This window comes from Burkholderia aenigmatica (assembly GCF_902499175.1).
GTDB lineage: Bacteria > Pseudomonadota > Gammaproteobacteria > Burkholderiales > Burkholderiaceae > Burkholderia > Burkholderia aenigmatica.
In genome coordinates, this window is sequence record NZ_CABVQC010000074.1 from 22,274 (window position 1) to 44,866 (window position 22,593).

General features: G+C 66.8%; 19 protein-coding genes. 14 read left to right on the forward strand and 5 right to left on the reverse strand.

Translation table 11 applies throughout. From position 1 onward, the window contains the following. Positions 1-68 precede the first annotated feature (68 nt). The 3 genes from BDO18943_RS35545 to BDO18943_RS35555 all read left to right on the forward strand — a co-directional run bounded on the left by BDO18943_RS35545 (position 69) and on the right by BDO18943_RS35555 (position 2,681). Complete coding sequence (locus BDO18943_RS35545; RefSeq protein ID WP_043182037.1) at positions 69-1,133, forward strand: glycosyltransferase family 4 protein; 1,065 nt, start codon at positions 69-71, stop codon at positions 1,131-1,133. A 237-nt stretch (positions 1,134-1,370) separates the two neighbouring features. Continuing rightward, complete coding sequence (locus BDO18943_RS35550; RefSeq protein WP_043182039.1) at positions 1,371-2,177, forward strand: hypothetical protein; 807 nt, start codon at positions 1,371-1,373, stop codon at positions 2,175-2,177. Between the two features lie 39 nt (positions 2,178-2,216). Beyond that, on the forward strand, positions 2,217-2,681 hold the full coding sequence (locus BDO18943_RS35555) for a DUF2214 family protein (protein WP_122944870.1): 465 nt from the start codon (positions 2,217-2,219) through the stop codon (positions 2,679-2,681). Positions 2,682-2,883: 202 nt separating this feature from the next. Here BDO18943_RS35555 and gudD read toward each other — a convergent pair whose 3' ends face one another. Beyond that, positions 2,884-4,236 (reverse strand): glucarate dehydratase, encoded by a 1,353-nt coding sequence (gene gudD / locus BDO18943_RS35560; protein WP_175025900.1) that lies wholly within the window; start codon positions 4,234-4,236, stop codon positions 2,884-2,886. Positions 4,237-4,594: 358 nt separating this feature from the next. Here gudD and BDO18943_RS35565 point away from each other — a divergent pair, with 358 nt between their 5' ends. Next, positions 4,595-5,356, forward strand: coding sequence for a FadR/GntR family transcriptional regulator (locus BDO18943_RS35565; RefSeq protein WP_175025901.1), 762 nt, complete (start codon positions 4,595-4,597; stop codon positions 5,354-5,356). 138 nt (positions 5,357-5,494) lie between these two features. On the opposite strand, the gene BDO18943_RS35570 is transcribed toward BDO18943_RS35565, so the two are convergent. The 3 genes from BDO18943_RS35570 to pdxY all read right to left on the reverse strand — a co-directional run bounded on the left by BDO18943_RS35570 (position 5,495) and on the right by pdxY (position 10,307). Further along, positions 5,495-6,643: a branched-chain amino acid ABC transporter substrate-binding protein gene (locus tag BDO18943_RS35570; RefSeq protein WP_175025902.1), complete on the reverse strand. Its 1,149-nt coding sequence runs from the start codon at positions 6,641-6,643 to the stop codon at positions 5,495-5,497. Positions 6,644-7,021: 378 nt separating this feature from the next. Then, positions 7,022-9,166 carry a phosphocholine-specific phospholipase C gene (locus BDO18943_RS35575; RefSeq protein ID WP_175025903.1) on the reverse strand — a complete coding sequence of 715 codons (2,145 nt, stop codon included), beginning with the start codon at positions 9,164-9,166 and terminating at the stop codon, positions 7,022-7,024. Between the two features lie 280 nt (positions 9,167-9,446). Further along, complete coding sequence (gene pdxY, locus BDO18943_RS35580; protein WP_042977705.1) at positions 9,447-10,307, reverse strand: pyridoxal kinase PdxY; 861 nt, start codon at positions 10,305-10,307, stop codon at positions 9,447-9,449. Between the two features lie 173 nt (positions 10,308-10,480). Between pdxY and BDO18943_RS35585 the strand changes: the two genes are divergently transcribed. Continuing rightward, positions 10,481-11,542 (forward strand): alpha/beta fold hydrolase, encoded by a 1,062-nt coding sequence (locus tag BDO18943_RS35585; protein ID WP_175025904.1) that lies wholly within the window; start codon positions 10,481-10,483, stop codon positions 11,540-11,542. A 21-nt stretch (positions 11,543-11,563) separates the two neighbouring features. Here the strand turns inward: BDO18943_RS35585 and BDO18943_RS35590 are convergent, their stop codons facing one another. Next, a complete protein-coding gene (locus BDO18943_RS35590) occupies positions 11,564-12,562 on the reverse strand; it encodes an LLM class flavin-dependent oxidoreductase (RefSeq protein ID WP_043182049.1) in 999 nt (332 codons plus the stop codon). 639 nt (positions 12,563-13,201) lie between these two features. Between BDO18943_RS35590 and hpnI the strand changes: the two genes are divergently transcribed. From hpnI to BDO18943_RS35635, 9 genes are all read left to right on the forward strand, one after another. Beyond that, positions 13,202-14,377 carry a bacteriohopanetetrol glucosamine biosynthesis glycosyltransferase HpnI gene (gene hpnI, locus BDO18943_RS35595; RefSeq protein ID WP_043182050.1) on the forward strand — a complete coding sequence of 392 codons (1,176 nt, stop codon included), beginning with the start codon at positions 13,202-13,204 and terminating at the stop codon, positions 14,375-14,377. A gap of 158 nt (positions 14,378-14,535) precedes the next feature. Next, complete coding sequence (gene hpnJ, locus BDO18943_RS35600; RefSeq protein ID WP_043182051.1) at positions 14,536-15,957, forward strand: hopanoid biosynthesis associated radical SAM protein HpnJ; 1,422 nt, start codon at positions 14,536-14,538, stop codon at positions 15,955-15,957. Positions 15,958-15,960: 3 nt separating this feature from the next. After that, a complete protein-coding gene (gene hpnK / locus BDO18943_RS35605) occupies positions 15,961-16,845 on the forward strand; it encodes a hopanoid biosynthesis-associated protein HpnK (RefSeq protein ID WP_175025905.1) in 885 nt (294 codons plus the stop codon). Further along, positions 16,842-17,885 (forward strand): lysylphosphatidylglycerol synthase domain-containing protein, encoded by a 1,044-nt coding sequence (locus BDO18943_RS35610; protein WP_175025906.1) that lies wholly within the window; start codon positions 16,842-16,844, stop codon positions 17,883-17,885. Before hpnK ends, BDO18943_RS35610 begins: the two co-directional genes overlap by 4 nt. An 87-nt stretch (positions 17,886-17,972) precedes the next feature. Further along, entirely contained in the window at positions 17,973-18,530 is a 558-nt protein-coding gene (locus BDO18943_RS35615; protein WP_043182057.1) for a lipoprotein, read from the forward strand. A gap of 270 nt (positions 18,531-18,800) precedes the next feature. Then, positions 18,801-19,490, forward strand: coding sequence for an ABC transporter permease (locus BDO18943_RS35620; RefSeq protein ID WP_043182060.1), 690 nt, complete (start codon positions 18,801-18,803; stop codon positions 19,488-19,490). Continuing rightward, a complete protein-coding gene (locus BDO18943_RS35625) occupies positions 19,487-20,200 on the forward strand; it encodes an ABC transporter permease (RefSeq protein ID WP_043182061.1) in 714 nt (237 codons plus the stop codon). The genes BDO18943_RS35620 and BDO18943_RS35625 overlap by 4 nt, the downstream gene beginning before the upstream one ends. A 20-nt stretch (positions 20,201-20,220) precedes the next feature. Then, a complete protein-coding gene (locus tag BDO18943_RS35630) occupies positions 20,221-21,021 on the forward strand; it encodes an ABC transporter ATP-binding protein (protein WP_043182063.1) in 801 nt (266 codons plus the stop codon). Positions 21,022-21,043: 22 nt separating this feature from the next. Further along, positions 21,044-22,087, forward strand: a complete 1,044-nt coding sequence (locus tag BDO18943_RS35635) for a GlxA family transcriptional regulator (protein ID WP_043182066.1) — start codon at positions 21,044-21,046, stop codon at positions 22,085-22,087. Positions 22,088-22,593 lie beyond the last annotated feature (506 nt).

Sequence of the window (22,593 nt, forward strand, 5' to 3'; positions counted from 1 at the left end):
TCCAGCCCGGACCGCCGGCAGGTTGCCGACCCATACCTGGTTTTTAGCCGATTTTTTAGGAGTTACGCATGCGAATCGCCCAAATCGCTCCGTTGCACGAAGCGGTGCCCCCGAAACTGTACGGTGGTACCGAGCGAGTGGTGTCCTACCTCACCGAAGCACTCGTCGAGATGGGGCATGACGTCACGCTGTTCGCGAGCGGCGATTCGCAAACTTCCGCGAAGCTCGAAGCGTGCTGGCCGCAGGCGCTGCGCCTCGACCCGACGATCCGCGACGTGATGGCCCCGCACATGCTGCTCCTCGAGCAGGTGCGCCGCCGTGCGGAAGAGTTCGATGTCCTGCACTGCCACATCGACTATTACCCGTTCTCGCTGTTCTCGCGCCAGCCGGTCCCGCATCTGACGACGATGCACGGCCGTCTCGACCTGCCGGAACTGCAGCCGATCTTCAACGCGTTCAGCGACGTGCCGGTCGTGTCGATCTCCGACAACCAGCGCATCCCGCTGCAGCAGGCGAACTGGCTGTCGACCGTCTATCACGGCCTGCCGGAAAACCTGCTGACGCCGATCCCGAACGTGAAGCCGAGCTATCTCGCGTTCCTGGGCCGCATCTCGCCGGAGAAGCGCGTCGACACGGCGATCCGCATCGCCGAGCAGGCTGGCCTGCCGATCAAGATCGCCGCGAAGCTCGACAAGGCTGACCGCGCGTACTACGAAGAGAAGATCAAGCCGCTGTTCGCGCTGCCGCACGTCGAGTACATCGGCGAAATCAGCGAGTCCGAAAAGACCGAATTCCTGGGCAACGCGCATGCGCTGCTGTTCCCGATCGACTGGCCGGAGCCCTTCGGCCTGGTGATGATCGAGGCGATGGCCTGCGGTACGCCGGTGATCGCGTTCAAGCGCGGCTCGGTGCCGGAAGTGATCGACAACGGCGTGTCGGGCTTCGTCGTCGAAGACGAACTGTCGGCCGTCGCGGCACTCAAGCGCCTCGATACGCTGCCGCGCGAGAAGGTTCGCGCTGCGTTCGAAGCCCGCTTCTCGTCGAAGGTGATGGCGCAGAACTACGTGAAGGGCTACGAGGAACTGCTGCGCCAGAAGCGCCGCACGGTGCTGCGCGAAGTCAACGCAGGCTGATTGCGGGCCGCCGCCGCGCTGCGGCGCGCGGCTTGCCATCGACGCCCCGTCCGGGTTCCCGGCGGGGCGTTGTCACATCCGCGGCGCGGATCTGTTGTATTCTCGCCGCGCCCGACGCCGCGAACGGCCCCCGAAGCAGCCCGGCATGCCATCCGTCCGTCTGTCCAGACGGTAATGTCCCTATAATGGCCGTGCCGTGAAATCCGGCCCCGCACGAATATCCAGAGGAGAGCAGTCTTGGCGAGAACGAAATCCACGCGCGCAGCGCCGGCCCCCGGCGCCGGTGTGATCTTCGCGTTGCGTGCGATCGGTCTCGTGCTGCTCGCGCGCTGGCTGTTCTCGATGTCCCAGATGGGCTATCGCTCGTCGCTGTCGGCGATGGTGTCGTCGCCCTGGGCGTTCGTCTACCTCCTGCTGATCTTCCTGCTGCTCGCGCTGCCGGGCGCCGTCGCGCGCGCCGAACGGCCGTTTCATCCGCTGCCGCAGTGGCTGCGCCAGGCGCTGCGCGTGTTCGCGCTGATCGGTTTCCTGTTTGCCGTCTGGTCGATCGGCATGTTCGTCTGGATGGACGGCTGGCGCCTCGCGCTGCATGCGGTGACGGCAACCAACGGCTGGCTCGTCGCCGCACCGGCGCTTTATGCGGCGATCGTCTGGATCTGCCGCCCGCGGCCGCTGTGGCGGACCAACGTGGCCGCCCGCCGCTTCGCGGTCGGCCGTTATGCGATTTCGCTCGACGTGCTGACGCGTACCACGATCGTCTGGATGGAAAGCCGCAAGGTCGGCCAGTACGATGCGCGCGAACTGACGGTGCGCTGGCCCGGCCGGGCGGCGCCTCCCGCAGGCGAGGGTGCAACGGACGGGCAACCGGCCGTCGTGCCGCCGCGCCGCGGCAGCCTGTTCAATCGACCGAAGGTCGAACTGCTGTGGGATTCGCCGGCGGCCGTCGGCCATAACCGGCAGATCGTCATGCGCGCGCCGCTTGCGACCGAAGGCGACCGCGTCGCGGTGCTCGCGCTCGACGCCGCGCTCAAGCAGATCGTCTGACAAGTCCCGCGCACGGCGTGCGGGCGACAAGGAGGCGTGATGATCGTCCGTTGGTTGCTGGCAGCCGTTCACCTGAGTGCGTTCGGCGTCGCGTTTGCCGCGATCGCGGGGCGCAACCGCGCGTTGCGCCGGCTCATCGCGTCGGCGCAGGCGGCCGACTTGCCCGGTGTATTCAAGGCCGATGCTGCGTGGGGACTGTCGGCGCTGGTGTTGATCGTGACGGGCCTGATGCGCGCGTTCGGCGGTTTCGAGAAAGGCACTGCGTACTACCTGCACGAACCACTCTTTCACCTGAAGATGACCGCGCTCGTGCTGATCCTGCTGCTCGAGGTCGTGCCGATGCTCGGGTTGATCCGGTGGCGCGTCGCCGCGCGGCAGCAGCAGATGCCCGATCTCGGCCGTGCGCGCACCTATGTGCGGATCGGCCATTGGCAGGCGGTGCTCGTGATCGTCATCGTGTTCGCCGCGTCGGGGATGGCGCGGGGGATTGGGGCGGCCGGCTAGGCCTGGCCGGGTAGGTGCGGCCAGGCAGGTATGGCCTGGGCGAAGCCGACCAGGCCCGCCATCGCTACTGCCACCCTCATCCGGATCCCGTTCGACGCGCGCAGCGTCTTCCTCCAGACACTTACCAGCCCGGCCGCAGGCCGCATCGCTTCTCTCGCTTCCGACTCGACCGGGCGATCCTGCCGCCCGGTCCGCCCCGCGCTCAGCGCGCGAGGCAGGGGCGCTTGTTGTTGAAGGTCCACCCCGGAATCAGGTATTGCATCGCTGCCGCGTCGTCGCGGGCACCGAGCCCGTGCTGCTGGTACAGCTCGTGCGCGACCGCGACGGCATCCATGTCGATTTCGATGCCGAGCCCCGGCCGCTTCGGCACGTCCACCATCCCGTTCTCGATTTTCAGCGGTTCGCGCGTCAGCCGCTCGCCGTCCTGCCAGATCCAGTGCGTGTCGATCGCGGTGACCTGACCCGGCGCGGCGGCCGCGACATGCGTGAACATCGCGAGCGACACGTCGAAGTGGTTGTTCGAATGCGAGCCCCAGGTGAGGCCCCAGTCGCGGCACATCTGCGCGACACGCACCGAACCCTGCATCGTCCAGAAGTGCGGATCGGCGAGCGGGATGTCGACCGCCTGCAACTGCACCGCGTGACCCATCTGCCGCCAGTCGGTCGCAATCATGTTGGTGGCCGTCGGCAGCCCCGTCGCACGGCGGAATTCGGCCATCACCTCGCGGCCCGAATAGCCGTTCTCCGCGCCGCATGGATCTTCCGCGTACGCGAGCACGTGATGCTGATCGCGGCACAGCCGCACGGCCTCGTCGAGCGACCACGCGCCGTTCGGATCGAGCGTCACGCGCGCGTCGGGGAAGCGCTCGGCGAGCGCCGTCACCGCCTCGATCTCGCTCGCGCCTTCGAATACGCCGCCCTTCAGCTTGAAGTCGTTGAAGCCGTAGCGCGCATGCGCGGCCTCGGCGAGCCGCACGACCGCCTCGGGCGTCAGCGCGGCTTCGTCGCGCACGCGCGTCCAGTCGTCGGTCGCGCCGCGGCCGTCGCGATAGGGGAGCGCGGTCTTCGTGCGGTCGCCGATGTAGAACAGATAGCCGAGCATTTCGACGCGCTCGCGCTGCTGGCCTTCGCCGAGCAGCGCGGCGACCGGCACGCCGAGATGCTGGCCGAGCAGGTCGAGCAGCGCCGCTTCGAGCGCGGTGACCGCGTGGATCGTCGTGCGCAGGTCGAAGGTCTGCAGCCCGCGGCCGCTCGCGTCGCGGTCGGCGAACGTGCGCCGCACGTCGTTGAGCACCGCGTGGTAATTGCCGACCGGCTGGCCGACGACGAGCGCACGCGCATCGTCGAGCGTGCGGCGGATGCTTTCGCCGCCGGGTACTTCGCCGACGCCGGTCCGGCCCGCGCTGTCCTTCAGGATCACGAGGTTGCGAGTGAAGAACGGGCCATGTGCACCGCTCAGGTTGAGCAGCATGCTGTCGCGGCCGGCGACCGGAATCGCTTGCAGGTCGACGATGCGCGGCGTGTCGTGGGAGGGCGAGGCAGTGACGGCGTTCATGGGCGGCGATGGCAAAAGGGTGGGCAATGCCGTGCGGCAAAAGCTTTGCCGCGCGCGGCGGGAGGTGCGATCATTCGACAACCGACGTGCGTGGCGTGCAAGGCCCGCAAGTCGACGCAACCCGGAACGGGGTGGGAGCGACAACCGAGCCAGTGCAGCGCAGAACGCGAACGCTGGCCGATCGTAAAGCATGGGACCGGGTGGCGCTGGAATGCGCGCTTGAGTCGACAGGAGATCCGTGCTTCGATCATCAGTCGTCGGATGACTTGTGACGCAGTATAATGAATCATCGGCTTTCGCTCAAACCCCGCGTAAACCCTCGGCTCACATTACGATCATTCAAAAAGGAACCGGCCTCATGTCCGTGCCTACGCTTCCCGCCGCGCCGCGCCGTCGCGCACGCAGCCTCGCACAAGATGTCGTCGACGCGCTGACCGCGCAGATCGAAAACGGCACGCTGCGTCCTGGCGACAAGCTGCCGACCGAAACCGAAGTCATGGCGGCGCAGGGCGTGAGCCGCACGGTCGTGCGCGAGGCAATCTCGCGGATGCAGGCAAGCGGCCTCGTCGAGACGCGCCACGGCATCGGCAGCTTCGTGCTGGAGCCGTCGCGCCGCCAGACGCTCGGCATCGACCCGGCGACGATCACGACGCTGCGCGACGTGCTCGCGGTGCTGGAGCTGCGCATCAGCCTCGAGAGCGAATGCGCGAGCCTCGCCGCGCAGCGCGCCAACGATACCGACCTCGCCGCGCTGCGGCGCGCGCTCGACGCGATCGCGACGGGGGCGGGCGGTGGCCGCGACACGGCGCAGCTCGATTTCCAGTTCCACCTGCAGATCGCGCAATCCACCGGCAACCGCTATTTCGTCGACATCATGACGCAGCTCGGCACGTCGATCATCCCGCGCACGCGCGTGAATTCGGCCCGCTTTGCCGGCGACGATCTCGAACGGTATGTCGGCCGGCTGAACCACGAGCACGAGGATATCTACGAGGCCATCGCGCGCCACGACCCGGAGGCGGCCCGCGCCGCGATGCGCACGCACCTCACCAACAGCCGCGAGCGGCTGCGCCGCGCGCACGAGGCGGCCGAAGCCGAGCGCGACCCGCAGGCCAGCTGACGCGCCGGGCAGTGCGGCTCGCGTTGCCGCCGGCCCGGTCGAATTGCGTCAACATCAGTTGTCATACGAGATCGGATCTCGCTTCATCGATTGCCGGAGCCGGCCGGCGTTTCCGCCGCCGGCCGCCGGCACCGCCGATCAGCCTCCCTTCGTCGTGATCGTCTTCCACGCGCCGCTCTTCACCTGGTACAGCGTCGACATCCCGCTCTTCAGCGAGCCGTCGCTCGCGAACGAGATGCGGCCGGTGACGCCTTCGAAGTCGACCTTCTTCAGCGCCGGGCGATAGACCTTCGGGTCGGTCGAGCCGGCCGCCTGCATCGCCTTGATCGCCGCCCAGGCCGCGTCGTAGCCGAACTGCGCGTACGACAGCACGTCGACGCCGAAGCGCTTCTTGAAGCGTTGTTCGAAATCCTTCCCTTGCGGCAGCTCGTCGAGCGGCCGGCCGTATTCCCACGCCATCGCGCCTTCGGCGGCCGGGCCCGCGATCTTGATGAACTCGTTGTCCTTCACGCCGCCGCCGCCGACGAACTGCGCATTCAGCCCGAGCTGGCGCATCTGCTTGATGAAGTTCGCTGCGAGCGAATCGAGGCCGCCGAAGAAGATCAGATCGGGGTTCTTGCCCTTCAGGCTCGTGATCTGCGCGCGGAAGTCGACCGCCTGGTTGCTGGTGAACTCGCGGCCGATGATGTTCCCGCCGGCGGCCTTCACCGCCTTCTCGAACTCGTCGGCCTCGCCCTGGCCGAACGCGGTGCGGTCGTCGATGATCGCGATGCGCTTCGCCTTCGTCACGTCGACCGCGTACTTGCCCGCGTTGCCGGCGTTCTGGCCATCGGTCGCGATCACCATGAACATGTTCGCGAGCCCGCGCGCGGTGAGCGTCGGGTTGGTCGCGGCCGGATCGATCACCGGGATGCCGGCCTTGTCGTAGACGACCGAGGCCGGAATCGTCGTCCCCGAGTTGAAGTGGCCGACCACGACCGATACGTTCTGGTCGACGAGCGCCTGCGCGGCCTGCACGCCGATGCGCGGGTCGGCCTGGTCGTCCTGCACGACGAGGCTGAAGTGCGCGGGCTTGCCGGCGATCTGCACCTTCTGTGCGGCGGCATCGTCGAGCGCGAGCTGCACGCCGTTCTGCAGATCCTTGCCGTAGCCGGCGTTCACGCCCGTGAGCGGCGCGGCGAAACCGACCTTCACGTCGGTCGTATCGGCGGCCTGGGCGGCCTGTTGCGAGAGGAGGACAAGCGCGGATGCAATCGACACCGACAGCAGGGAATGACGGAATTTCATGTTGTTCCTCTTGTTCGACACCTGCGAGTGAGTACCGCACGCGCCCGGGCGGGCCGAACGTGTGCGACGGGCGGGCGGTTCAACCGCTTCTCGGAATCGGGCGGGGAGGTCGGCATCGTGATCCTCGGAAGCATCTCCCGTCAGGCTCCGCGAAGAGCCCCGATCGCCTCGATATATAGGTCGCCGATATGCCCGGGTCTTGGCAATTTGCCGCGCATTCGGTGCGGATTTGCGCATAGCTTCCGCGCGTGCCGGGGCAGCCGGTATCGGGAGTTTCCCGTCGCGAACGGAGCGGGCGGAGAGGAGGGGGAGCGGAGGAAGGGCGAGGGGCACGGAGGCGGCGCGGCCCGCCGGGGCCGCGCCGCGCACGGGACGCCGTCAGTCGGACAGTGCGTCCGATGCGGCTTCGGCATCGTCGTGCGATGCGTGCGTGCGGATCAGCGGATCGCTGGCGCTCGGGCGGCCCGTCTCGACGTGGCCCGCGAAGCGGCGCAGGAAGCCGAGCAGCCGGCCGTCGCTGACGGTCAGGTCGTACCAGCCGTGGCTGCCGCGCAGATCCCAGTAGTCGTCGATCTGCTGGCCCGGCGCGAGGTCGAACGTGCGCGCGTGGCCGTGGCCATACGCGTTCGTGACCTTGAGCCGCACGGCCTTGTGGCCGCGGTTCATCAGGCGCAGCGTGATGTTGCCGTTCGCGACGTCATAGCCGTAGATCACCTCGGGGTTCACGCTCGCGTTGCCGATGCCGGTCGCGAACGGGCCGCGGAAGTGGCAGTAGAAGCCGTTCGGGCCATACACGTCGAGGTCGTACAGGCCGAGCGACGCGGCGGCGCTCCAGGTGTCGGCGACGCGCTTGCCGGCTTCGACCGTGTACGCCCACGGGCCGTCGAGTCGGTTGCGCGACTGGACCTGGAACGCGGCGCCCGCCTGGCCGGTGTTCGCGAAGGTCAGCCGGAACGGGCCGTTGGGCGCGTCGATGCGGCCATGCACGAACAGCTCGTACGGCAGCGCGCGCGCCGGCCGCAGCCCGGCCTCCTGCTTCGGCAGCTTCTGCAGTACCGGCGGCACGGGGATGTAGTCGGGATGGCGCAGGCGGTCGGGCGGCGCGTAGCCGCTCGTGTCCGGCAGCGTCGGCCAGCCGGCGTCGGCCGTCGCGAAATCGAACGCGGCGGTCAGGTCGCCGCACACCGTGCGGCGCCACGGCGACACGTTGCCGGCCTTGACCGGATACTGCGCGCCGAAACGTGCCTCGATGAATTGCAGCAGCGACGTGTGATCGAAGGTCTGCGAGCAGACCCAGCCGCCCTTCGTCCACGGCGACACGACCAGCATCGGCACGCGCGGCCCGAGTCCGTACGGGCCGGCCATGTGCGATGCGTCGCCGGGGAACACCTCGTTGGTCGTCGCGACCGTCGACAGCCCGTTGTCGCGCGACTGCGGCGCGAACGGCGGCGGCACGTGGTCGAAGAAGCCGTCGTTCTCGTCGTAGGTGATGAACAGCGCGGTCTTGCTCCACACGTCCGGATTCGACACGAGCGCCTTCAGTACCTGCTCGATGTACCACGCGCCGTAGTTCGCGGGCCAGTTCGGATGCTCGGAATACGCTTCCGGCGCGCAGATCCACGACACCTGCGGCAGCGTGCCGTTCTTCACGTCCTGCTGCAGGATGTCGAACAGCGTGCCGCTGGCGCTGATGTTGGTGCCGGTGCGCGCCTTGTCGTACAGCGGCGTGCCGGGCAGCGCGCTGCGGTACTGGTTGAAGTAGAGCAGCGAGTTGTCGCCGTAGTTGCCGATGTACGGGTTCTGCGTCCAGCCCCACGAGCCGTTCGCGTCGAGCCCGGTGCCGACGTCCTGGTAGATCTTCCACGACACGCCGGCCTGTTCGAGCACTTCCGGATAGGTCGTCCAGGCGTAGCCCTTTTCCTCGTTGCCGAGCACCGGGCCGCCGCCCGTGCCGTCGTTGCCGACGTAGCCCGTCCACATGTAGTAGCGGTTCGGATCGGTCGAGCTCGGGATTGCGCAGTGGTACGCGTCGCAGATCGTGAACGCATCGGCGAGCTGGTAGTGGAACGGGATGTCGTCGCGCTTCAGGTACGCCATCGTCGTGGTGCCCTTGTTCGGCACCCACTGGTCGTAGCGGCCTTTGTTCCACGCGGCGTGCATGTCCTGCCAGCCGTGCGGCAGGTCCTGCAGGAACTGCAGGCCGAGCTTGTCCGCGCCCGGATGGAACGGCAGCAGTTCGGCCGGGCCGACCGGCTGGTGGAACACCGACTTGCCGTTCGCGAGGCGCAGCGGGCGCGGGTCACCGAAGCCGCGGACACCGCGCATCGTGCCGAAGTAGTGGTCGAACGAGCGGTTCTCCTGCATCAGGATCACGATGTGTTCGATATCGCGGAGGGTGCCGGTGCGGCGGTTCGCGGGAATCGCAAGCGCATCGCGAATCACGGGCGGAAACAGGTTCAGCGCGGCGGCGCCGGCGGTGCCGGCAGCGACGCGCAGGAAGTCACGACGGTTCGATCGAGTCATGGTCGTTATCGTGCGGTAAAGGAGGGAGCCGATTGGCGGGACCTGCTGGAACGGCGCGCCCGGGTCGCAGGATGCGGCTGCGCCGGGTTGTGCCGCCGCGAGCATAGCGAGGAATCGGTGTCATTCATGTGAAGTCCGAAAACGTTTGCATCCGCACGGAAACGATATCGAAGCAGCGTCGGCGCGCCAGTTGCCAGCGGTCGTGGCGAGGCAGGGGCAGGGCGGGAAAGCGGCGCGACGCGGGACGCGCGCCGGTGAAGCGGAGGGCGATGCCGGCGCGTCAGGCGTCCGTCACCCACGCGCCGAACCATTCGCTCGGGCGCGCGATTTCGTCCTGCGCGGCGACGAGTTCGAGCTCGTAGCGGCGCGCATCGTAGGTGGCCTTCACGACCGCGTGCACGGCGGCGAGCGTGTGCTCGAACGCGGCGCGCACGGAGTCGCCGCGCAGCCGGCAGGCAACGAAGATCGCGCTGGTCAGGTCGCCGACACCGACCGGATGGCGCGGAAACGCGTACAGCGGGCGCTGGCCGATCCACGCTTCGGTTTCGGTGACGGCGAGCATGTTGAAACGGTCGGCCGGGCTGTTGCGGTCGTGCAGGTGCTTGACGAGGATGATCTGCGGGCCGCGGCGGATCAGCGCGCGGCAGGCTTCGACGGCTTCGGCGACGGTCTCGATGCGCCGCCCGGCGAGCTTCTGCAGTTCGGTGTGGTTCGGCGACATGCCGTCCGCGAGCGCCGGCATCTCCTGGACCATGAATTCCTCGACACCGGGCTCGGGCCGGATGCCGCCCGTCTGGCCCATCGCCGGATCGCAGAAGTACCACGCGTTCGGGTTCATCGCCTTCACCGAGCGGACGATCTCGACGGCCGCCCGCGCCTGCGGCGGCGAGCCGAGGAAGCCGGACAGCACGGCGTCGCAGCGCTTGAGCGCGCCGATCGCGGCGATGCCGTCGACGAGCTGCTCCATCTTGGCGGCATCGATCGCGCTGCCGGCCCAGTGGCCGTACTGCATGTGATTCGACAACTGGACGGTATTGAGCGGCCAGACGTTGACGCCGAGGCGCTGCATCGGGAACACGGCCGCACTGTTGCCGGCATGGCCGTAGATGACGTGCGACTGAATGCTGAGGACGTTTTTCATGGGAATCGCCTGCACGCGTTTCAGGGTCACGTCACACGATACCCGAGTTCGTCGCGCGCGCGGAAGTCGCACAGCCCCGGAGTGTTGCGCGCCGTCGTCAGCACGACCGCGTAGAATCGCGGGGCGCGAGGCGGCCCGGCTGCCCGCGTGCGTCTCCAATCACCGTGATCGCCATGCTTTCGATTCGCAAGATGTTGTTTGCCGCGCGCGCCACCGCGCTCGGTGCTGGCGTCGCCGCCGCGTGTGCCATGCCTGCGGCGGCGATGGCCGTATCGCCCGCCGGCAACGACGGGCCCGTGTACGGCCCGCGCCTGGAAGGGTTCACTTATCCGGCGCCCGTGCATCTGTACACGTTCGTGTCGCAGCGCGACACCCTCGAGATGGCCTACCTCGACGTCCAGCCGGCGCACCCGAACGGCCGCACCGTCGTGCTGCTGCACGGGAAGAACTTCTGCGCGGCGACCTGGGAGGACACGATCGGCGTGCTGAGCCACGCGGGCTATCGCGTGATCGCGCCGGACCAGATCGGCTTCTGCAAGTCGTCGAAGCCCGATCGCTACCAGTACAGCTTCCAGCAGCTGGCGCACAACACGCACGCGCTGCTCGAATCGTTGGGCGTGAAGTCGGCGACGATCGTCGGCCACTCGACGGGCGGGATGCTCGCGATGCGCTACGCGCTGATGTATCCGAAGGCGACCGACCAGCTCGTGCTCGTGAACCCGATCGGCCTCGAGGACTGGAAGGCGCTCGGCGTGCCGCCGCTGTCGGTCGACTACTGGTATGCGCGCGAGCAGAAGACCACGGCCGACGGTATCCGCCGCTACGAGCAGGGCACGTACTACGCGGGCAAGTGGTCGCCGTCGTACGAGCGCTGGGTGCAGATGCTGGCCGGGATGTACCGTGGCGCCGGTCGCGACGCGGTCGCATGGAACTCCGCGCTGATCTACGACATGATTTTCACGCAGCCGGTGGTCTACGAACTCGGCGCGATCCGCGTGCCGACGCTGCTGATGATCGGCGACAAGGACACGACCGCGATCGGCAAGGACGTCGCGCCGCCCGACGTGCATGCGAAGCTCGGCCACTATCCGGAACTCGCGAAACGCACGCAGGCCGCGATCCCCGGCGCGCAGCTCGTCGAATTCCCGGCGCTCGGGCACGCGCCGCAGATCCAGGACCCGGACGCGTTCCACAAGGCGCTGCTCGACGGGCTGGAGGCCGTGCACCCGCAGTGATGCGGGGCCGGCCGCGGGCCGTCAGCGCGTGTCGCTCGCGAGCTCGTCGCGGATCTGCGCGGTCAGTTCGAACGAGCGCAGCCGTGCGGCGTGATCGTAGATCTGGGCGGTGACGATCAGCTCGTCGGCGCCTGTCTGCGCGATGCGGTCGCGCAGCTTGTCGCGCACCGTGTCGCGCGAGCCCACTGCCGCGAACGACAGCGAATGCGCGACGGTCGCGAGCTCGAGCTCATTCGCCTCGAGCACGTCGACCGGCGGCGGCAGCTTGCCCGGCGTGCCGCGCCGCAGGTTGATGAACTGCTGCTGCAGCGACGTGAACAGGCGCCGCGCCTCGTCGTCGGTATCGGCGACAAACACGTTGACGCCGACCATCGCATGCGGCTTCGGCCACGCGGCCGACGGCCGGTACTGCGCGCGATAGATCTCGAGTGCGCGCATCAGGTAATCCGGCGCGAAGTGCGACGCGAACGCGAACGGCAGCCCGAGCATCGCGGCGAGCTGGGCGCTGAACAGGCTCGAGCCGAGCAGCCACACGGGCACGTCGAGCCCTGCACCGGGCACCGCGCGCACGCGCTGGCCGGGCACCGGCTCCGCGAAGTAGCGCTGCAGCTCGGCGACATCATCCGGAAACGAGTCGGCGCTGCCGATCAGGTCGCGGCGCAGTGCGCGCGACGTGGTCTGGTCGGTGCCGGGCGCGCGGCCGAGGCCGAGATCGATGCGCCCCGGATACAGCGACGCAAGCGTACCGAACTGCTCGGCGATCACGAGCGGCGCGTGGTTCGGCAGCATGATGCCGCCCGACCCGACCCGGATCGTCTGCGTGGCGCCCGCGACATGGCCGATGACGACGGCGGTCGCCGCGCTCGCGATGCCGGGCATGTTGTGATGCTCGGCGAGCCAGTAGCGCTGGTAACCCCAGCGTTCCGCATGCTGCGCGAGATCAACGGTGTTGCGGAAAGCCTGGGAGGCGTCGGCGCCGGCCGGAATGGGGGCGAGATCGAGTACGGAAAACGGAGTCATCGGTTGGCCTTCGAACGGGGGAGCAGGGTGATGCGCTTACGCAACAAATGCCAAGGATTTTGCCAAAGGGTTCCGGAACGTGCTGGGGGCGGCCCGATACCCATGCGCCTTTCAGGGATGCAGGGTCGAATTCGGCCATCGTTGCAAAAATCAATCTAATCGCTGATTAATTACCAATCTTTACGGCGATTGGATGTGAATCCGCATCGACGTACAAATTTGCACGAAATGTTTGATTTTCAAGACTGCAATACGCTTGCAAACCGCTTACGCTAACGTGAACGCGGGTGCGCCGAAATGGTTCGTCGTCTGCACAGCTTTGCCAGAATTGCACCAGTGCGTTTCTCGTAGTGCCGAGCGCGGGGTGCCGCAGGCTGCTAAAATCCGGCGCCTGCCCATGTTGTGCCGAAGGTAGCCATACGAGTCTTCCCGCATCCCGTCCGGGCGTCGTGCGGAGATGCACCACGCGAAGCCGGGCATGGCCAGACCTGAAGGATGGGTCGAGCCTCCCTCATATACAGACGCTGCTGGAACAAGGAGTCGGGTCGTGCCCGCGTTCGTCGTTGTCGGAATACCGAATCACGTGCAATCACGCTCACGCGTTCTCCATGGCGTTCAGGTCGCCGGGAGGCGTCGCGCATGACGGCAACCGTAACGATGCTCGACTGGCTCCTGATCGTGTTTACGCTGGCCGCGGCCGGGTATGCGCTCGTTGCCGCGTTCGCGCCGCGGCCGCGCACGCCGCACACGGCCGTGCGCGACGGCTTCGAGCCGATCAGCGTGCTCAAGCCGCTGTGCGGTGCGGAGCCGCACCTGTACGAAAACCTCGCGACGTTCTGCGAGCAGCGCCATCCGCGTTATGAAGTGCTGTTCGGCGTCGCGTCGGCGGTCGATCCGGCCATCGCCGTGGTCGAACGGCTGCGTGCCGATTATCCCGAGTGCGACATCACGCTCGTGGTCGACGCGCGCGTGCACGGCAAGAACCTGAAGGTCAGCAACCTGATCAACCTCGCCGAACGCGCGAAGTACGGCCGCATCGTGATCGCGGACAGCGACATCGCGGTGAAGCCCGACTATCTGGAGCGCGTGACGGCGCCGCTCGCCGATGTGTCGGTCGGTGTCGTCACGTGCCTGTATCATGCGCGCAGCGTCGGCGGGTTCTGGACGCGGATCGGCGCGCAGTTCGTCGACGCATGGTTCGCGCCGTCGGTCCGGATCACGCACCTCGGCCGCTCGAGCCGCTTCGGCTTCGGCGCGACGCTCGCGCTGACGCGCGACACGCTCGACCGGATCGGCGGCTTTCCCGCGCTGAAGGACGAGCTGGCCGACGATTTCTGGCTGGCCGAGCTGCCGCGCCGCCTCGGGCGGCGCACCGTGCTGTCGGAAGTCGAGGTCGCGACCGACGTGATCGAGCCGTCGTTCGGGCCGCTGTGGCACCGCGAGACACGCTGGCTGCGCACGATCCGGTCGCTGAACCCGGCCGGTTTCGCGTTCCTGTTCATTACGTTCACCGTGCCGTGGCTCGCGATCGGCGCGGCGCTCGCGCTGCGCCTTGACGGAACCTTCGCCGGTTCGCTGGCAGGCGCGGCGGTCGTGGTGGGCGCGTTCGGGCGGCTCGTGCTGCACGCACGCGGCGAGGATGGCTGGCGCGCATTCTGGCGCGACCTGCCGCTCGTCGCGGTGCGCGACACGCTGCTCGCGCTCGAGTGGCTCGCGGCCGTGTTCGGCACGCACGTCGTGTGGCGCGGCGCGAGGATGACGGTTGTCGGCGGCGAACGCGCGACGGCGGCAGTGGAAGGCGTGGACGGCCGCTAGGGCCGTTCCGATCGAATCCGGCCCAAGGGCCGAGACGCGTTGCGCGGCGAGGCCGCGCGGCGCGACATGACAAAGAGGCGGGCGCCGGCAGGGCGGCCCGCGGTTTTTTTGACTGAATCGTTGTGACGAATCGAACTATGCAGGCTACCGGAGCACTCATGAAAACGCTGTTCTTGCAGGCCCCTTCGTATGACGGCTTCGACGGCGGAGCCGGCTCGCGCTATCAGGCGAAGCGCGAAATCCGTTCCTTCTGGTATCCGACGTGGCTCGCGCAGCCGGCCGCGCTCGTGCCGGGCAGCCGCGTCGTCGACGCGCCGGCCGACGGCCTGTCGGTCGAGGAAACGCTGAAGATCGCCAACGACTACGACCTCGTGATCATCCACACGAGCACGCCGTCGTTCCCGACCGACGCGATGTTCGCGCAGGATCTGAAGAAGATGAAGCCGTCGCTGCTGGTCGGCATGGTCGGCGCGAAGGTGATGGTCGATCCGCACAACTCGCTCACGGCGAGCGAGGCAATCGACTTCGTGTGCCGCGAGGAATTCGACTACACCTGCAAGGAAATCGCCGAAGGCAAGCCGTTCCCGCAGATCAAGGGCTTGAGCTGGCGCGCGAAGGACGGCTCGATCGAGCACAACGAAGCGCGTCCGATCCTCGAGAACATGGACGAACTGCCGTTCGTCGCGCCCGTCTACAAGCGCGACCTGAAGATCGACAACTACTTCATCGGCTACCTGAACTATCCGTACGTATCGATCTACACGGGCCGCGGCTGCAAGTCGCGCTGTACGTTCTGCCTGTGGCCGCAGACGGTCAGCGGCCATCGCTATCGCACCCGCTCGGTCGAGAACGTGCTCGCGGAAGCGAAGTGGATCCGCGACAACATGCCGGAAGTGAAGGAACTGATGTTCGACGACGACACCTTCACCGACGACCTGCCGCGCGCGGAAGCCATCGCCATCGGCCTGGGCAAGCTCGGCATGACGTGGTCGTGCAACGCGAAGGCGAACGTGCCGTACAAGTCGCTGAAGGTCATGAAGGAAAACGGCCTGCGCCTGCTGCTGGTCGGCTTCGAATCCGGCGACGACCAGATCCTCGTGAACATCAAGAAGGGCGTGCGCACCGATTTCGCGCGCCGCTTCAGCGCGGACTGCAAGAAGCTCGGCATCAAGATCCACGGTACCTTCATCCTCGGCCTGCCGGGCGAGACGCAGGAAACCATCAAGAAGACGATCGAGTACGCGAAGGAAATCAATCCGCACACGATCCAGGTGTCGCTCGCCGCGCCGTATCCGGGCACGACGCTCTACAAGCAGGCCGTCGAGAACGGCTGGATGGAAGAGAACAAGACCATCAACCTGGTCAGCAAGGAAGGCGTGCAGCTCGCTGCGATCGGCTATGCGCACCTGTCGCGCGACGAGATCTATCACCATCTCGAGCAGTTCTATCGCCAGTTCTACTTCCGTCCGTCGAAGATTTGGGAAATCGTCCGCGAGATGCTGACGAGCTGGGACATGATGAAGCGCCGTCTGCGCGAAGGTGTCGAGTTCTTCCGCTTCCTGCGCGCACACGAGGCCTGATTCGTGACGACGCAGCGGGCGGCGCGGGCGCTGATCTTCACCGCGGACGACTTCGGGCTGCACCCGCGCGTCAACGCGGCGGTCGAGCGCGCGCACCGCGACGGCGTGCTGAACGCCGCCAGCCTGATGGTCGGAGCGCCCGCGGCGCAGGATGCGATCGAACGCGCGCGGCGGCTACCGTCGCTCGCGGTCGGCCTGCATCTGGTGCTCGCGGACGGGCCGGCCACGCTGCCCGCGCGTGAGATTCCCGCGCTCGTCGGCCCCGACGGGCGGTTCGGCGACGCGATGGCGAAGGACGGCTGTCGCTTCTTCTTCCTGCCGCACGTGCGTGCCCAACTGCGCCGCGAGATTCGCGCGCAGTTCGACGCGTTCGCGGCGAGCGGCCTGCCGCTCGATCACGTGAACGCGCACAAGCATTTCCACCTGCATCCGACCGTGCTGTCGATGATCATCGAGATCGGCCGCGACTACGGGCTGCGCGCGGTGCGGCTGCCTTACGAGACGAGCGCGCCCGCGCTGCTCAAGCCGTGGATTGCGCTCGTGCGCGCACGGCTCGACCGCGCGGGGCTCGCACACAACGACTACGTGGTCGGGATCGAGCATACGGGCGCGATGGACGAGGCCGTGCTGCTCGACGCGCTGGCCAAGCTGCCGCCGGGCGTTGGCGAGATCTACTGCCATCCGGCCGAGGCCGGCGACGGCCCGATCACGCCGACGATGTCCGGCTACCGTCCGGTGGACGAACTCGATGCGCTGCTGTCGCCGCGCGTCGCGGCCGCGCTGAAGGCGGCGGGCGTCGCGACCGGCGGCTTTGCCGACGTGTTCGGCCAGCCCGCGGCACGGCGCGGCGCGCCGGCGTCGCGCGCACCGGGGGCGCAGCCGTCATGACCAAGTGGATCAAATGGCTCGGCTGGCCGCTCGGCATTGGCATCCTGCTGGCGCTGGGGCTGCATGAAGGCATCGGCGACGTGTCGCAGATGCTCGCGCGCGCCGGTTATGCGCTGCTGTGGCTGGTGCCGTTCCATGCGCTGCCGCTGCTGCTCGACGCCTACGCGTGGCACCTGCTGCTCGACAAGCGCTCGTCGCTGCCGTTCCTGTGGTGGATCGCAACCGTGCGCGAAGCGGTGAACCGGCTGTTGCCCGTGGTCGGGATCGGCGGCGAGCTGGTCGGGATCCGGCTCGCGCGCTGGCAGGTGCCGGACGCGAGCCGCGTGACGGCGTCGGTGATCGTCGAGGTGCTCGTGACGATCGTCGTCCAGTATGCGTTCGCCGCGCTCGGCCTCGTGCTGCTGCTCGCGACGACGGACAACATGGGCGGCGGCACGATCGGGCTCGTGCTGCTGCTCACGCTGCCGCTGCCGGTACTCGGCGTCGTGCTGATGCGCCGCGGCGGGATTTTCCATGCAATCGAGCGTTTCGCGGGCCGCCTGCTCGGCGATTCGCACCGGCTGCTGCAGGGCGTCGACGGCAAGCGGCTCGATGCCGACATCGATGGGCTGATGTCGCGTACGGGCCTGTTGTTCAGCGCATTCTTCTGGCAGCTGGCCGGCTACACGCTCGGCGCGCTCGAGATCTACTGGGCGCTCGCGCTGCTCGGCCATCCGGTGTCGATCGGCGGCGCGATCGCGATCGAGGCGATGACGCAGGCCGTGCGCCATGCGGCGTTCATGGTGCCGGGCGGCCTCGGCGTGCAGGAGGCGACCGTCGTGCTGCTCGCGCAGATGTTCGGCGTCGATCGCGAGACGGCGCTGTCGCTCGCGCTGGTCAAGCGTGGCCGCGAGGTGCTGTTCGGTTGCCTGGCGCTCGGTTCGTGGCAGCTTGCCGAGCTCGTGCGCACGCGGCGCCGCATCGGTGTGCCGCCGGCCGTGCCGCGTGCGCCGCACGCGACGAGCCGCGTGGCCGAAACTGAAACCGAAACGATGCATTGAACATGAGACGGGCTGCGGGCCCGTCTCGCGCTTTTGGCGTCGCGCGGGTATCCTTGCCGCGTGTTTTCTCGACGCGTATTTCTTCCGATGAATTTCCGTTTCCGGCTGCTTCCCGTGACGATGCTGGCCGCCGCGCTGGCGCTGACCGGCTGCGACGACAAGCAAGGCAACCTCGACGTGCAACGTATCAGGGACTTCTTCAACGCGATCAAGCCCGCGCCGCTGCTGCTGAAGGGGCTGAAGGTCGGCGAATCGACCGAAGCCGACGTGCGCGGCACGATGGGCAAGCCCGAGACCGAGCGTGACTTCACCGACGGCTCGAAGCGCCTCGAATACCCGCGCGGCCCGATGGGCAACCAGACGTGGTTCGTCGACCTCGATGCGAACGGCCGCTACACGGGCGCGACGCAGGTGCTGACCGCCGAGAATTTCGCGAAGGTGCGCCCGGGGATGAACGAGGACGAGGTGCGGCGCCTGCTCGGCAAGCCCGGCGACATCGCGCAGTATCCGCTCAAGCCCGAGACGGTCTGGAGCTGGCGCTGGCTCGAGGACGGCGTCAACACCGACGCATTCTTCAACGTGCATTTCGGCCCGGACGGGCTTGTCTATACGACTTCGCGCTCCGACATCCTGAAGGGACGGTAAGCGCAGCCGCCTTCGGCGCTATATCGAAAAAGCGACCGGAAAATTGCAAAAAGTCCGCTTCCCTGCCCGTTATCCGGTTGTCAGGGAGCGGCTTTTTTCCTTTTGAAACAGGGGTGTAGGCCTTGGTTGCAAATGGTGGGGCGGATTGTTGCGACGCAGCAATCCCATGCAAGGTGATTTGAGACAATCAATTTCGCTTGCGACTATCCGCGTCAGCCCGGCGCGGGACAGGCATACGCGTCGGCATCCATTCCAACTCTGGAGACGCGCGTGTTCCTTTACGGCTTTGGTCCTGTCCTCTGGGCCGGCACCGTGCAGACCATCGAGCTGTCGGTGCTGTCGCTCGCCACTGCGGTGGCGCTGGGGCTGATCGGCGCGGTGGCGAAGCTGTCGCATAACCGGGTGCTGCGAGCGATCGCGACCGGTTATACGACGCTGATCCGCTCGGTGCCCGATCTTGTCCTGATGCTGCTGTTGTTCTACAGCATCCAGATCTGGCTGAACCAGTTCACCGACTTCGTCGGCTGGGACCAGATCGACATCGACCCGTTCGTGGCCGGCGTGCTGACGCTCGGCTTCATCTATGGCGCGTACTTCACCGAGACGTTCCGCGGGGCGTTCCTGTCGGTGCCGCGCGGCCAGCTCGAAGCCGGTGCGGCTTACGGGATGAGCGGCGCGCGCGTGTTCGCCCGGATCATGTTTCCGCAGATGATGCGCTTCGCGCTGCCGGGCATCGGCAACAACTGGCAGGTGCTCGTGAAGGCCACCGCGCTGGTGTCGATCATCGGGCTTGCGGACGTCGTGAAGGCCGCGCAGGACGCCGGCAAGAGCACGTTCAACATGTTCTTCTTCATCCTCGTCGCGGCGCTGATCTATCTCGCGATCACGACCGTTTCCAACCTCGTGCTGATCCAGCTCGAGAAGCGTTATTCCATGGGCGTGCGGCACGCAGAACTATGATCGAGATCCTCCAGGAATTCGGCCAGGCGTTCCTTTACTGGGACGGTCAGCGCCTCTCCGGCCTCGCGGTAACGCTGTGGCTGCTCGTCGCGTCGATCTCGCTTGGCTTCGTGTGCGCGGTGCCGCTTGCGGTCGCGCGCGTGTCGAGGAACAAGTGGGTGTCGACGCCGGTGCGGTTCTACACGTACGTGTTCCGCGGCACGCCGCTCTACGTGCAGTTGCTGCTGCTGTACACCGGCATGTACAGCCTCGAGTTCGTGCGTTCGCACTCGCTGCTCGACGCGTTCTTCCGCAGCGGCTTCAACTGCGCGATCCTCGCGTTCGCGCTGAACACCTGCGCGTACACGACCGAGATCTTCGCGGGAGCGATCCGCGCGATTCCGCACGGCGAGGTCGAGGCTGCGCGGGCCTACGGGATGTCGCCGTTCACGATGTACCGCCGCGTGATCCTGCCGTCGGCGCTGCGCCGCGCGCTGCCGCTGTACAGCAACGAGGTGATCCTGATGCTGCACGCGACCACCGTCGCGTTCACGGCGACCGTGCCGGACATCTTGAAGGTTGCACGCGACGCGAATTCCGCGACCTACATGGCGTTCCAGTCGTTCGGAATCGCCGCGCTGATCTATCTTGCGGTATCGTTCGCACTCGTCGCGGCGTTTCGCCGCGCGGAGCGCCACTGGCTTGCGTATCTCGCGGCCGCCCGTCATTGAATCACTTCGAGGAGAGCCAGTTGGCCGAGATCACTCAAACGAGCGCTGCCGCTTCCACCAAGCTTGCCGCGGTCGACATTCACAAGCGCTACGGCGACAACGAAGTGCTCAAGGGCGTATCGCTGAACGCGAAGGCCGGTGACGTCATCAGCATCATCGGCGCGAGCGGCTCGGGCAAGAGCACGTTCCTGCGCTGCATCAATTTTCTCGAGCGGCCCAATGCGGGGCAGATCGTCGTCGACGGCGAGGCCGTACGCACGAAGGCCGACCGCGCCGGTGCGCTCGAAGTCGCCGATCACAAGCAGCTGCAGCGCATCCGCACGAAGCTCGCGATGGTGTTCCAGCACTTCAACCTGTGGGCGCACATGAACGTGCTCGAGAACGTGATGGAAGCCCCCGTGCACGTGCTCGGCATTTCGAAGAAGGAAGCCGAGGAGCGGGCGCGCGAGTATCTGGAGAAGGTCGGCTTGCCGCCGCGCGTCGAGAAGCAGTATCCGTCGCACCTGTCGGGCGGCCAGCAGCAGCGCGTGGCGATTGCGCGTGCGCTGGCGATGCATCCGGACGTGATGCTGTTCGACGAGCCGACGTCCGCGCTCGACCCGGAGCTGGTGGGCGAAGTGCTGAAGGTGATGCAGAAGCTGGCCGAGGAAGGCCGCACGATGATCGTCGTCACGCACGAGATGGGTTTCGCACGCAACGTATCGAACCACGTGATGTTCCTGCATCAGGGGCGGACCGAGGAAGAGGGCGATCCGAAGGAAGTGCTGGTGCGCCCGCAGAGCGAGCGGCTCAAGCAGTTCCTGTCGGGCAGTCTCAAGTAACGCGACAGGGCAGGTTTCAACCGTGGTACCGGTGTCTCGTCCCGCAGGCGCCACCCGCACGACGCAGGTGGCGATCGTTGCATTGCCGCCCGTGTCGATGTCGGGCGTGGGTCCGATCGTCGATGCGCTGAACCTTGCGAACGAGATCGACGGGCGGCTGCTGTATCGGTGGCAGGTGTGTTCGTGGGACGGGCGGCCGGTGCCGCTCGCCGGCGGCGCGCAGTGGCATGCCGATGCGGCGTTCAACGATGCGATCGCGTGCGACTGGGTCATCGTCGTGTCGGAGCGGTTTCAGCAGTTTGCCGACTATCGGTTGTTTCTCGCGAGTCTCGCGAGGGTGGGGCAGCGGACACCTATCGTCACTGGCATTCACCACGGCGTGTGGTGGCTCGCGATGGCCGGGCAGCTTTCCGGGTATCGCGTGAGCGTGAACTGGGAGACGTATCAGCAGTTCGCCGAACAGTTCGAGCGCTCGATCGTCACGCAGCAGATCTTCGAGATCGATCGGGATCGGGCCACCTGTGCCGGTGGGCAGGCTACGGTTGATTTCATGCTGGCCATGATTGGCCGGGAACATGGGCCCGATCTCGCTGAGAGGATCGCCGATGCGCTTGGGGCCGGGACTTTGCGCAGTGGCGAGGAACGGCAGCGGATTCCTTTTGTTACCGCGCCCGGTGAGCGACACCCTCAGTTGAACGATGCTTTGCTTTTGATGGAAGCCAATGTCGAAGATCCTTTGACGACCGATGAGATCGCCGAGCTGGTTGGCGTTTCACGCCGGCAACTGGAGCGGCTCTTTCGGCAGTATCTCGGGGCGATGCCCTCCAAGTATTACCTCAATCTTCGGTTGCTCAAGGCTCGGACTCAACTGCAGCGGACTAGCAAGTCGGTTGTGCAGGTTAGCCTCGCCTGTGGGTTTTCTTCTGCTGCGCATTTTTCTAATGCGTACCGCGAACGGTTTGGCGTGACGCCGCGGGAAGATCGGAGAGCCTGGCTCGAGAAGCAGACCGGCGGTGGCGGGGAGCCGCGTGGAGGCGCGCTGGTTGAGCGCGGTGGGAAGGATTGATTTCGTTTTTGGTGGTTCGCTTTTGTTTTTCGTGAAGCACCTGTGATCGTGTCGGTCTATTAGCGTCGCCCCTGCGCGGGGCGGCGGTTACTTTTCTTTGTCTTGCCAAAGAAAAGTAACCAAAAGAAAGGCGCTCGGACAACGCATGACTTCCCGGTGCCGTAGTGCTCGGAGTGGATCGCATCTAAGTGTCCGCGCCAGTCACGAACGCGGAGTGGTTCGAGCAATGGTTCTGACACCGCTCACCACCCAACAGAGCGGTATACCGCCCGCTAGCTCCATCCTCGCTACGCTCGGCTGAAAGGTACCTCACGTCGCATTGTATGCGCTCGCATGCTTCCGCCAGCGCACCAGGCGCTCTCTTTACTCACACCATTCGTACCTATCGGACTGCTTGCCATCAGAGAGTGCTTGATAACGTCGTGACTGCGTGACTGCGTGACTGCGTGACTGCGTGACTGCGTGACTGCGTGACTGCGTGACTGCGTGACTGCGTGACTGCGTGA